The following is a 12,048-nucleotide window of genomic DNA, read 5'->3' as shown; positions in this document are numbered from 1 at the left end:
GTGTGGAGCCTAGACACCTCCACCACACCGGAGGTCTTCGCCATGATCAAGACCCAGCGACCGTTAACAACGCTCGTGATCAATACACCTAGGGGTTGGTCGAACGGATCCCGTAGGGGTCGCGAGCACCCCCTACGGGCCCACAACGAGGCGGGGTGGGGCGGTTATTCCGGGGCTGGGGACGTAAACGAGGCAGGGCGGGGCGGGCAGGGCGGGCGTTCCGCGATGGGGGGCGTAACGAGGTCGGGCGGGCCGGCCGTTCCGCGATGGGCGACGTAACGAGGCGGGGCGGGACGGCATTCCACGGCCGGGGACGTGACGAGGCAGGGCGGGACGGGCATTCCGCGATGGGGGACGTAACGAGGCGGGGCGGGACGGGCATTCCACGGCCGGGGACGTAACGAGGCAAGCCGGTACGGGCATTCCGCGGCCGGGGCCGCACCTGCCGGGGCCATACCTGCCGGGGCCGCACCTGCTGGCGCCCTACCTGCCGGGGCCGCACCTGCCGGCGCCGTACCCGGCCGGGTGACGCACCTGGCCCGGGGACGTGTCCCCAAGGATCTACCTGGCCCGGGGACGAGCCCCAAGCATTACCTCTCCCGGGGACGCACCGGAAGCGCAGCCGGCCCACGAGTTCGGCCGTATGAGCGCACGAGCCGTCCGAGCGTCCGAGCCGTCCGAGCACACGAGCCGTCCGAGCACACGAGCGGTACGAGCGCACGAGCCGTCCGAGCTGTCCGAGCCGTATGACCCGTAGAGCCGGACCGTCCCTCAGCGCGGCAGTGCCACCACGTACGCGACCGGTTCGCGGTCGGGGGCGGCCATGAGGGCCGTGCGGACGACGGCGGCCTGCTGGGCGGGGGCCTCGCGGAGGGTGCGGGGGAGGCAGCGGACGACCGTGATGCCGAGGCGCTCCAGGTGTTCGCGCTTGTGGTCGAAGGCCGAGTGCAGCGGGTCCTCCTCGGGGCGCGGCGCGCGGGTGTCGATCTCCAGGGCCACCCCGTGCTCGGGCCAGAAGGCGTCCACCCCGCCCAGGTGCGGTCCGCCCGGCAGTCGCAGGTCGACGTTCCACAGCGGGTCCGGCAGGTCGTGGTCGTGCACCATCGCGTACAGCCGCTGCTCGGCCAGTGCCCGGCCCTCGGCGAGCAGGGTGTCGACCGCGTCCACCACGTGCGGCCGGGTCAGCAGCCGGGCCCGGCTCAGTTCGCGCACCACCACCGGAGCCTCGCAGTGCCCGCCGCGCACCGCCTCGGTCAGCAGCCGGCGCACCGCCGAGGCGTCGGTGAGGCCGGCGACCGCGTCGGCCAGCGCACGCGCGACCGGTGCGGTCGGCATGCCGGTGACCTGCTGCGGCACCGGCAGCTCCGCGGACCGGACGATCTGCGCGAAGCCGGTCGAGCGCAGCCGCCGGGTGCGGGCGACCAGCACCTCGATGCGGTCCAGGGCGAGCAGCGGCGGCGTCTCCGCGAAGCCGTGCAGGGCGAGCGCCGCCCGGCCGGTGATCATCGCCTCGGCGGGGGCGTCGGCCGAGCCCTGCCGGGGCACCGTCGGCCCCCGGTGGCTGGCGTACAGCAGCACCGCGTGCAGCCGTTCCTCGCTGGTGGGCGGCCCGGGATGGAGCAGGTAGATACCGGGGAGCACCTGTTGCCAGCAGCCGCCGGGGCGGCAGCGCTCGGTGGTCTCGGCCGCCGTCACACCGTGCTGCCGGAGCTGACGGGTGGTCAGTACCTTGCAGCGGACATCGGCGAGGTGACGGAGGGGAAGGGGGGAGAGCGGGGTGTCGTGGTTCATGCCGTGGCGATTCCCGCGCCCGCTCCACCCCCTAACCGCTGTTACACGCCCGTGCCAGGAACCGGACAATCCTGGGCTAAAGTACGGGCGTTCGACTGCCGAAAAGGGCTGGTCGGCCGGGAGGTTACGGCCTCGCCCCGGCCGCCTCGTCACAAGCCTGTGCGCGCAGCGCCCGGGCCAGATCGTCCCGCTCCTCCAGCACGATCCGGCGCAGCGCGGGCGCGGCCTGCGGATGCCCGTCCAGCCAGTCGTCCGCCGCCTCCAGGGTGGCGTGGTCCACCAGCCAGGCCGGGAACAGCCCGCGCACCACGTCCATCGCGATCTCGATGGACCGCTCGCGCCACACCCGCTCGATCGCGGCGAAGTAGCGCGCGGCGAACGGCGCCAGCAGCTCCCGCTGGTCCGGCTGTGCGAAGCCGGCGATGGTCGCCTCCACCAGGGCGTTGGACAGCGCGTCGGACTCCACCACGTCCGCCCACGCCTGCTCCTTGACCTCCGCCGACGGCCGGGCCGCCAGGCACCGGACCTGGTGGCGCTTGCCCGACGCGGTGTCGTCGCGCGCCAGCTCCGCGTCGATCACCGCCTCGTCCGCCACCCCGTGCGCGGCCAGCGGCGCCAGGAGCGCCCAGCGCAGCTCCTGGTCCACCTCCAGCCCGTCGAGGGTCTCGGTGCCGTCGAGCAGCCCCTGGAGCAGCGCGAGGTCCGCGGGCGCGGCGGCCACCGCGGCGAAGTGCCGCACCCAGGACAGCTGGTGGCCGCCGCCCGGCTCGGCCCGCCGCAGCTCCACCAGTGCGCCCTCGGCCAGCTCGCGCCCGGCGGCCTCCTTGTGGTCCGGCGCGGTGTACTGCTCCAGCGCCGCCTGGGCCTGCCCGTGCAGCGACTGCAGTACGCCGATGTCGGTCTCCCGGCCGGCGAACCGCCGCACCAGGCCGAGGTAGTCCCGGGCCGGCAGCAGCCCGTCGCGGGTCAGCCCCCACAGCGCGGCCCAGCACAGCGCCCGCGCCATCGGGTCGGTCAGCCCGCCCAGCCGGCCCCGCAGCGTCGCCAGCGAGTCCGCGTCGAAGCGGACCTTGCAGTACGTCAGGTCGTCGTCGTTGACCAGGATCAGCTCGGGCCGCTCGGCGCCGGCCAGTTCCGGTACGGCCGTCCGCGGCCCGGCGACGTCCACCTCGGCCCGGGCGTACCGCACCAGCGCCGGGTGGCCGCTGCCGGACGAGGCGTCCTGCCGGCGGTAGAGGCCCACCGCGACCCGGTGCGGCCGCAGTTCGGGCTGCTCGGGCGCCGCCTCCTGGCGGACGGCCAGCTCCGCGATCCGCCCCTCGGCGCCGTAAGTGACCTCCGGCGTGAGGGAGTTGACGCCCGCGGTCTCCAGCCAGGCCCGCGACCAGGCCGCCATGTCGCGGCCCGAGGTCTCCTCCAGTACGGTCAGCAGGTCCGCGAGCCGGGTGTTGCCGTACGCGTGGCGCTTGAAGTAGCGCCGGGCGCCCTCCAGGAACGCCTCCTGCCCCACGTACGCCACCAGCTGCTTGAGCACCGCGGCGCCCTTGGCGTACGTGATGCCGTCGAAGTTGAGCTTGGCGTCCTCCAGGTCACGGATGTCGGCGGTGACCGGGTGGGTGGACGGCAGCTGGTCGGCGCGGTACGCCCAGGCCTTGCGGCGGTTGGCGAAGGTGATCCAGCCGTTCGCGAACCGGGTGGCCTCCACCAGCGCGAAGGCGCCCATGAAGTCCGCGTAGGACTCCTTGAGCCACAGGTCGTCCCACCACTGCATGGTCACCAGGTCGCCGAACCACATGTGCGCCATCTCGTGGAGGATGACGTTGGCGCGCCGCTCGTAGGAGGCCTCGGTGACCTTGCCGCGGAAGATGAACTCCTCGCGGAAGGTGACGCAGCCCGGGTTCTCCATCGCGCCGAGGTTGTACTCGGGCACGAACGCGGTGTCGTACTTCCCGAAGGGGTACGGGTAGTCGAAGTGGTCGTGGAAGAAGTCCAGGCCCTGCTTGGTGACGGTGAAGACGTCGTCCGCGTCGAAGTGCTTGGCCAGGCCCTTGCGGCAGAGCGCGCCCAGCGGGACCGTCAGCTCGGTACCGTCGCCGAACGTGCGGTGGTAGGTGTCGGAGACGTAGTGGTACGGCCCGGCGACCACGGCCGTGATGTACGTGGAGATCGGCTGGGTCGTGGCGAACCGGTGCGTCCCGCCCTCGGCCTCGCCCTCCTGCGCGCCGTTGCTCAGGACCACCCATCCCTCGGGTGCGGTCACCTCGAAGGTGAACGGCGCCTTCAGGTCCGGCTGTTCGAAATTGGCGAAGACCCGGCGGGCGTCGGCCGGTTCGTACTGGGTGTAGAGGTAGACCTCGCCGTCCTCGGGGTCCACGAAGCGGTGCAGGCCCTCGCCGGTCCGGCTGTAGGCGCACTGCGCGTCGACGACGAGGGTGTTCTCGGCGGCCAGACCGTCCAGGGCGATCCGGGTGCCGTCGAAGACCTCGGCGGGGTCCAGCTCCCGGCCGTTGAGGGTGACCGAGGTGACCTCCGGCGCCAGCAGGTCGGCGAAGGTGGCGGCGCCCGGCTCGGCGCAGCGGAAGCGGATCGTCGTGCGCGATGGGAACGTGGCCGCGGCGTCCCCCTCGGCGACCGCTGAGCGGACGTCCAGCGCCACGTCGTAGGCGTCGACGCTCAGCAGCCGGCCCCGCTGACGTGCCTCGTCCCGGGACAGATTCTCACCTGGCACGACGTGACTCCCTCGTCCTCGTCTCGAATATCGAACACGGGGAATCATGGCACGCCCACCCGCGGTTGAACCGTCCGCGGCAGAACACCACAGATACCCACCGCTCTCATGAGGAGACGACGACGTGTCCGAGACCCCGAAGACCCCGGCAGACTTCTGGTTCGACCCGCTGTGCCCCTGGGCCTGGATGACCTCCCGCTGGATGCTGGAGGTGGAGAAGGTCCGTCCGGTGGAGGTGCGCTGGCACGTGATGAGCCTGGCGGTCCTCAACGAGGACAAGCTCGACACGCTGCCCGAGGAGTACGCCGAGAACATGCGCCCCGGCGGCAAGGCGTGGGGCCCGGTCCGCGTGGTGATCGCCGCGCAGCAGCTGCACGGCGACGAGGCCGTCGGCCGGCTCTACACCGCGCTCGGCACCCGCTTCCACAACGAGGGCCTCGGGGTGACGCCCGAGAGCATCGCCGCCGCCCTCGACGACGCGGGCCTGCCCGCCGAGCTGATCGAGTACGCCGACAAGGACACCTATGACAAGGAGCTGCGCGCCTCCCACAAGGCGGGCATCGACCTGGTCGGCCAGGAGGTCGGTACCCCGGTCATCGCGGTACCCGGCTCCGACGGCGACCAGATCGCCTTCTTCGGCCCGGTCGTCACCCCCGCCCCCAAGGGCGAGGACGCCGCGAAGCTCTGGGACGGCACGCTGATGGTGGCGTCCATCCCCGGCTTCTACGAGATCAAGCGGACCCGCACCCAGGGCCCCATCTTCGACTGAGCGCGGCCGCCCGCACCCATGGGAGCGCCCCCGCACGTATCGGACGTGCGGGGGCGCTCCGTTCTTCCGCCTGCCAGGTGAAGGGTGAGAAGACGATCACGAGGCAGGAGCCGGGAAAGCCGTTACGGCGCCAGCAGCAGGTTGTGGGCGCGCTCCTTGGCCGACGCGTACCGCTTGGCCACGTCCTGCCAGTTCACGACCCGCCACATGGCCTCGATGAAGTCCACCTTCTGGTTCTTGTACTGCAGGTAGAACGCGTGCTCCCAGGCGTCGAAGACCAGGATCGGCACCGAGCCCTGGCCGACGTTGCCCTGGTGGTCGTAGACCTGCTCGACGATCAGCCGGCCGGTGACCGGCTCGTAGGCCAGCACGCCCCAGCCGGAGCCCTGGGTGGTCGCCGCGGCCTTCGACAGCTGCGTCTTGAACTTGGCGAACGAGCCGAAGGACTCGGCGATCGCGTCGGCCAGCTCGCCCACACCGTCCTTCTCCAGCGGCTCACCGCCGCCGTCACCGGTCATGTTGTGCCAGTAGATGCTGTGCAGGATGTGGCCGGAGAGGTGGAACGCGAGGTTCTTCTCCAGGCCGTTGATGCTGCCCCACTGGTCCTTGTCGCGGGCCTCGGCGAGCTGTTCCAGGGTGTCGTTCGCGCCCTTGACGTAGGCCGCGTGGTGCTTGTCGTGGTGCAGCTCGATGATCTCGGGGCTGATGACCGGTGCCAGCGCCGCGTAGTCGTACGGAAGTTCAGGAAGTGTGTAGGTGGCCATGCCGATCCCGCCTCCAAGCTGCGTCAATGCAGTAGTTGCAATCGATGTGCAAGAGCACGCTACCAGCAGGAGCGATCTTCGGCCGGGCACGGGCACCGACCTGGTCCCAAAGACGTAAGGCGGGGCGGGACCTCGGATGGAGGTCCCGCCCCGCCTCACGGGATGCCGGGATGGGCGCCGGTGCGCGGCCCTCGGGCCGGCCGCCGCCGGCTAGAAGTCGGCCGGCTCGCTCCGCCTGCTGCCGAGCGACTGCTGCCGCAGCAGCCCGACCAGGGTCAGCACGACCCCGAAGCCGCCGGTGAACAGCAGCTGGATGCGCTGGTTGTCGTCCCGCAGCATCAGCAGCAGCACCGCGACGATGCCCGCCAGCGCCACCCACGTCAGCACCGGGAAGGCCCACATCTTCACCACGAGCTTCTCCGGCGCCTCGCGCTCCAGCCGCCGGCGCATCCGCAGCTGGGCGACGGCGATGAAGCCCCACACCACCAGGACGGCGGCGCCGACCATGTTCAGCAGCCACTGGAAGACCGTGGTCGGCCACAGGAAGCTGAACAGCACCGCGAGGAAGCCGAACGCCGAGCACAGCAGCACCGCACGGCGCGGCACCCCGCTGCTGACCTTGCCCAGCACGGCCGGGCCCTGCCCGCGGGAGATCAGCGAGTACGCCATCCGCGAGGAGCCGTAGATGTTGGCGTTCACCGCGGACAGCAGCGCCACCAGGATGACCACGTTCATGATCTGGCCGGCCGCCGGGATCTTCAGGTAGTCCAGGACCGCCACGTACGGGCCGGACTTGGCGATCGACGGGGCGCTCCACGGGATGACGGTGACGATGATGGCCATCGAGCCGACGTAGAACAGGGCGATCCGCCACATCGCGGTGCGCACCGCGCTGGCCACCCCGCGCACCGGGTCCTTGGACTCGGCCGCCGCGATGGTCACCGTCTCCAGACCGCCGTACGCGAACACCGACGCCAGCAGACCGACCATCAGGCCGTCCACACCCTTGGGCAGGAAGCCGCCGTCACCGGTGAGGTGGGAGGCGCCGGGCGCCTGGGTGCCGGGCAGCACGCCGAGGATCGCCAGCACGCCCAGGACCAGGAAGATGCCGATCGCGGCGACCTTCAGGGCGGCGAACCAGAACTCGAACTCACCGAAGTTGGAGACCGCGGCCAGGTTCGTCCCGGTGAAGATCACCATGAACAGCAGGACCCACATCCACGGTTCGGTGGACGGGAACCACTGGTGCATCACGTCCGCCGCGCCCAGCGCCTCGGCGGCCACCGCCACGCAGAGCAGCGCGGTGAACATCCAGCCCACCGTGAAGCCGGCCCAGGAGCCGATCGACCGCTCGGCGTGCACGGAGAAGGAGCCGGAGGCCGGGTTGGCGGCGGCCATCTCGCCGAGCATCCGCATGACCAGCATGACCAGGGCGCCGGAGACGGCGTAGGCCAGCACGATCGAGGGGCCGGCCGCCGCGATGCCCTCGCGGGAGCCGACGAAGAGGCCGGCGCCGATGACGCCGCCCAGGGCGATCATCGAGAGGTGGCGCTGCTTGAGGCCGTTGGACAGCGAGGGGCCGCCGTCGGCGCCCGCCGCCAGGTCGGTCTGCTCGCGCGCGGGTGCGGCGGACGAGGGTGTCCGATTCATGTCGTACCTGTCCCAGTAGGTGAGAGCGGAGCAAGAGCGTTACTGCGTTCTCCCGGTGCCGCGACCGGCGCGACGGGCTGCCGGACCCCGGGCGGGCCCCTGCCGGGGCAGGCGGTCGCGCAGGGGCCGCCGACGGCTCAACTCCGGGGTCCTCGGCAAAGCTGGCTCAGTTTGGGTGCCGGTGTCCGCTCAGGGCAACAGTCGTGCAGCGAATGTTCGGTATTCAGACGCCATCGTCACCGTGCGTGCCTGAATCGGCGTCGATTGCGACGCCCGGTGAAACCGGACCGGCGGCTTCACGGTTCCGCCGGCGCCGGTCCCGCAGCTCCCGCCCGCCGGCCACCAGCAGCACCGCCGCGGTCGCCCCGGCCGACCACAGCAGCTGCGGCCGGGCCGTGTCATCGGTCAGCATCAGCACCACGACCCCGGCCATGGCCAGCAGCGCCACCCACGTCAGGTACGGGAACGCCCACATCCGCAGGGCCAGCTTCTGCGGTGCCTCGCGCTCCAGCCGCCGGCGCAGCCGCAGCTGGGAGACGGCGATCAGCCCCCACACGAACAGCAGCACCGCACCGACCGCGTTGAGCATGTACAGGAAGACCGAATCCGGCCACTTCAGATTCAGCAGCACCGAGACGAACCCGAACGCCACCGACGCGAGCACGGCCCGGCGCGGCACCCCTCCGCCCGACACCGCCAGCAGCCCGCGCGGCGCCTCGCCCCGCTCGGCCAGCGAGAACACCATCCGCGACGAGCCGTAGAGGTTGGCGTTCAGCGCCGACAGCAGCGCCACGAACACCACCACGTTCATGATCTGCCCGGCGCCCGGCACCCCGATGTGGTCCAGCACCGCCACGTACGGGCTCTGGCCCGGCCGCATCGACGACCACGGCAGCAGCGCCACGATCACCAGCATCGAGCCCACGTAGAAGAACAGGATCCGCCACACCGCGCTGCGCACCGCCCGGCCCACCGCCCGCGCCGGGTCGTCCGACTCGGCCGCGGCGATGGTGACGACCTCCAGCCCGCCGAAGGCGAACACCACGGCCAGCACCCCGGAGACCACCCCGGCCCAGCCGTGCGGCAGGAACCCGCCCTGCCCGGTGAGGTTCGCCGTGCCCACCGGCGCGGTACCGGGCAGCACCCCGAAGACCGCCAGCAGGCTCAGGACCAGGAACAGCACGATCGCGAAGACCTTCAGGGCCGCGAACCAGAACTCGAACTCGCCGAAGTTCTTCACCGCGGCGAGGTTGGCCCCGGTGAAGACGATCATGAAGAGCAGCACCCAGCCCCACTGCGGCACCGCCGGCAGCCAGCCGTGCGCGATCTGCGCCGCACCGGTCGCCTCCACGGCGAGCACCACCACCAGCAGGAACCAGTACAGCCAGCCCACGCTGAAGCCGGCCCAGCGCCCCAGCGCCCGCTCCGCGTGCACCGAGAACGCCCCCGACGCCGGCATCGCGGCCGACATCTCACCGAGCATCCGCATGATCAGCATCGCCAGCGCGCCCGCGATCAGGTACGACAGCACGATCCCCGGCCCGGCCACCGCGATCCCCGCACCGGACCCCACGAACAGGCCCGCGCCGATCACCCCGCCCAGCCCCAGCATCGTCAGATGGCGCTGCTTGAGTCCGGCGGTCAGGGGCTCCTGCCGGCCGGTGCCCGCGCCGGAGGCGGTCGGCCCGGCGGTGGTCGGTGTCTCGTGCATGGGTGCGTAACTCTCAGGGCGAGGGCGGCCGGGCACACGCTCCGGGCCGCCGGCGGGTTTGGGGGAACTCCACAGGTCACCGCGGGGCGGCACCAGTGTCGCCGCACCCCGCGCGCTACCACAAAACCGGCCACCGGAAGCCGCCCGATCCGTGACGAGCATCACGTGACCTGCAAAGACGCCGCACGCACCAACAGGGCCGGGCATTCTGGCGGTTGTTCGGAAGTCTCCAAGCGGGCCACCGCGGCTTTGTCGCCGCCACACGATGATCAGCGGCCGCCCGCTGGACTAACGTCACACCGTCCCGACCCGTTCCGATCCCTCACACACCCGCGGAGTCCTGATGAGCACCGCCGCCCTCACCCGTACCGGTACCGTCCTGGCCGACCTGCTGCCGGCCACCACCGCCTCCCGCGCCCGCGTCCGCGACGCCGCGCTGGTCGCCGGCGGCGCCGTGCTCACCGGCCTCGCGGCGCAGATCGCCGTCCCGGTCCCGGGCTCCCCGGTCCCGGTCACCGGCCAGACCTTCGCCGCCCTCCTGGTCGGCACCGCGCTGGGCGCCCGCCGCGGTCTGCTCTCCCTGGCCCTGTACGCCCTGGCGGGCATGGCGGGCATGCCCTGGTTCGCCGGCGGCGCCTCCGGCTTCGCCAGCCCCACCTTCGGCTACATCGTCGGCATGCTGCTCGCCTCCGGCCTGGTCGGTGCGCTGGCCCGGCGCGGCGGGGACCGCGGGGCGCTGCGCACCGCCGCCACGATGGCCGCCGGCACCGCCGTGATCTACGCCCTCGGCGTGCCCTACCTCGCGCTGAGCACCGGCATGTCGCTCGACAAGGCCGTCGCCGTCGGCCTCGTCCCCTTCCTGTTCGGCGACGCCCTCAAGGCCGCGCTGGCCATGGGCGCGCTGCCGACCGCGTGGAAGCTCGCCGGCCGCCGCGACTGACCGCCGGCCGGACGACGACGAAGGGCGGGGCCCGCACCGATCCCGGTGCGGGCCCCGCCCTTGCCCTTTCGTCCCGCCCGTTACGCGCGGTCGGCAGTCCCGACGGCCTCGGCGGGCTCCACCACCTGCTTCTCCCGCCCCCGTCGCCGCTCCAGCACCAGCCCGACCGCCAGCACCACCACGGCCGCGACCACCGACAGCACCATCTGCTCCCGGCCGTCCGGGTCGTAGAACATGTAGCCCACCACGAACACGATCAGCGCGATCGTCGCGTACGTCAGCCACGGGTACAGCCACATCCGCACGGTCAGCCGCTCCGGCGTCTCCCGCTCCAGCGTCCGGCGCATCCGCAGCTGCGAGAAGCAGATGACCAGCCACACGAACAGCGCGACCGCGCCCGAGGAGTTCAGCAGGAACTGGAAGACCGTGTCCTTCGACGTGTAGCTGAAGATCGTCGCGACGAAGCCGAAGGCGACCGATGCCCAGATCGCCACCGCCGGCACCCCGCCCTTGTTGACCCTCGCGAACGACTTCGGCGCGTCGCCCCGCTGGCCGAGCGAGAACGCCATCCGCGAGGCGGTGTACAGCCCGGAGTTCAGACAGGACAGCACCGCGGTCAGCACCACGACGTCCATCACGGTGCCCGCGTACGGGATGTCCAGCGACTTCAGCACCGCCACGTACGGGCTCTTGGCCACCGCCGGGTCGTTCCACGGCAGCAGCGTCACGATCACCGCGATCGAGCCCAGGTAGAACAGCGCGATCCGCCAGATGACGCTGTTGACGGCCTTGCGCACGGCCTGCACCGGGTTGGGCGACTCGCCCGCCGCCAGCGTGACGATCTCGCTGCCCATGAAGGAGAAGACCACCAGCAGCATGCCGGAGAGGATCGCGCCCGGGCCGTGCGGCAGGAACCCGCCGTGCCCGGTCAGGTTCGTCGTCCCCACCGCGCCGTCCCCCGGCGGCAGCCCGAAGATCGCCAGCGCGCCGACCACGATGAACACCACGATCGCCACGACCTTGATCCCGGCGAACCAGAACTCGAACTCGCCGAACGAGCCCACCGAGATCAGATTGGTGCCGGTCAGCACGATCATCACCAGCAGCGCCCAGGCCCACTGCGGGACGGCCGGGACCCACCCGGTGAGGATCGCGCCGGCCGCGGTCGCCTCGACGGCCAGCACCACCGACCAGAAGAACCAGTACAGCCAGCCGATCGTGAACCCTGCCCAGCGGCCCAGCGCCCGGTCCGCGTACGCCGAGAACGACCCCGACGTCGGTGAGGCCGCGGCCATCTCGCCCAGCATCCGCATCACCAGCACGACCAGCAGCCCGGTCAGCGCGTAGGAGAGCAGGATGCCCGGCCCGGCGGCCGCGATACCGGCCCCGGAGCCGACGAACAGCCCGGCACCGATCACCCCGCCGATGGCGATCATCGACAAATGGCGGTTCTTCAGACCTGCCTGCAGGCCGTCCGGCGGGTGCGCACCCATGTGCACCGTCCTTTGTGGTTCGGGGAAGGAACTCCCCCATGAGATCTCCGTCAGCCCAATGATTGGAAGGTCCAATCCAGGTTTGTTGCTCGAATCACTGGACAGTGACGTCTCTCACATGTGGACGGAAGGCACCCGCGGGTCCCCGGGCCGATCCGGAGCCCTCACCACCGGCGGACCCGGCGGCGCCTACCCCGGACGG

8 protein-coding genes are annotated in these 12,048 nt (G+C 71.7%); 2 read left to right on the top strand and 6 right to left on the bottom strand.

Annotated features, from left to right (window positions below; all coding sequences use genetic code 11):
- Window positions 1-771 precede the first annotated feature (771 nt).
- Both AB0E02_RS35820 and pepN read right to left on the bottom strand, forming a co-directional pair.
- Complete coding sequence (locus tag AB0E02_RS35820; RefSeq protein ID WP_362147784.1) at window positions 772-1,791, bottom strand: hypothetical protein; 1,020 nt, start codon at window positions 1,789-1,791, stop codon at window positions 772-774.
- A gap of 124 nt (window positions 1,792-1,915) precedes the next feature.
- A complete protein-coding gene (gene pepN / locus AB0E02_RS35815; protein ID WP_362147782.1) occupies window positions 1,916-4,519 on the bottom strand; it encodes an aminopeptidase N in 2,604 nt (867 codons plus the stop codon).
- A gap of 124 nt (window positions 4,520-4,643) precedes the next feature.
- Here pepN and AB0E02_RS35810 point away from each other — a divergent pair, with 124 nt between their 5' ends.
- A complete protein-coding gene (locus AB0E02_RS35810) occupies window positions 4,644-5,288 on the top strand; it encodes a DsbA family protein (protein WP_362147779.1) in 645 nt (214 codons plus the stop codon).
- Window positions 5,289-5,410: 122 nt separating this feature from the next.
- On the opposite strand, the gene AB0E02_RS35805 is transcribed toward AB0E02_RS35810, so the two are convergent.
- The 3 genes from AB0E02_RS35805 to AB0E02_RS35795 form a co-directional block, all read right to left on the bottom strand.
- Window positions 5,411-6,052: a superoxide dismutase gene (locus tag AB0E02_RS35805; protein ID WP_030813043.1), complete on the bottom strand. Its 642-nt coding sequence runs from the start codon at window positions 6,050-6,052 to the stop codon at window positions 5,411-5,413.
- A 210-nt stretch (window positions 6,053-6,262) separates the two neighbouring features.
- Window positions 6,263-7,702: an amino acid permease gene (locus tag AB0E02_RS35800; protein WP_362147775.1), complete on the bottom strand. Its 1,440-nt coding sequence runs from the start codon at window positions 7,700-7,702 to the stop codon at window positions 6,263-6,265.
- 223 nt (window positions 7,703-7,925) lie between these two features.
- Window positions 7,926-9,413 (bottom strand): amino acid permease, encoded by a 1,488-nt coding sequence (locus AB0E02_RS35795; protein WP_362147772.1) that lies wholly within the window; start codon window positions 9,411-9,413, stop codon window positions 7,926-7,928.
- 343 nt (window positions 9,414-9,756) lie between these two features.
- Between AB0E02_RS35795 and AB0E02_RS35790 the strand changes: the two genes are divergently transcribed.
- Window positions 9,757-10,353: a biotin transporter BioY gene (locus AB0E02_RS35790; protein ID WP_362147769.1), complete on the top strand. Its 597-nt coding sequence runs from the start codon at window positions 9,757-9,759 to the stop codon at window positions 10,351-10,353.
- A gap of 80 nt (window positions 10,354-10,433) precedes the next feature.
- On the opposite strand, the gene AB0E02_RS35785 is transcribed toward AB0E02_RS35790, so the two are convergent.
- Window positions 10,434-11,846 (bottom strand): amino acid permease, encoded by a 1,413-nt coding sequence (locus tag AB0E02_RS35785; protein ID WP_362147766.1) that lies wholly within the window; start codon window positions 11,844-11,846, stop codon window positions 10,434-10,436.
- Window positions 11,847-12,048 lie beyond the last annotated feature (202 nt).

The sequence above is a fragment of the Streptomyces sp. NPDC048196 genome (assembly GCF_040652715.1).
Lineage (GTDB): Bacteria > Actinomycetota > Actinomycetes > Streptomycetales > Streptomycetaceae > Streptomyces > Streptomyces siderophoricus.
The sequence above is the reverse complement of the archived record's forward strand: the minus strand, read 5'-3'. Positions and strand labels throughout refer to the sequence as shown.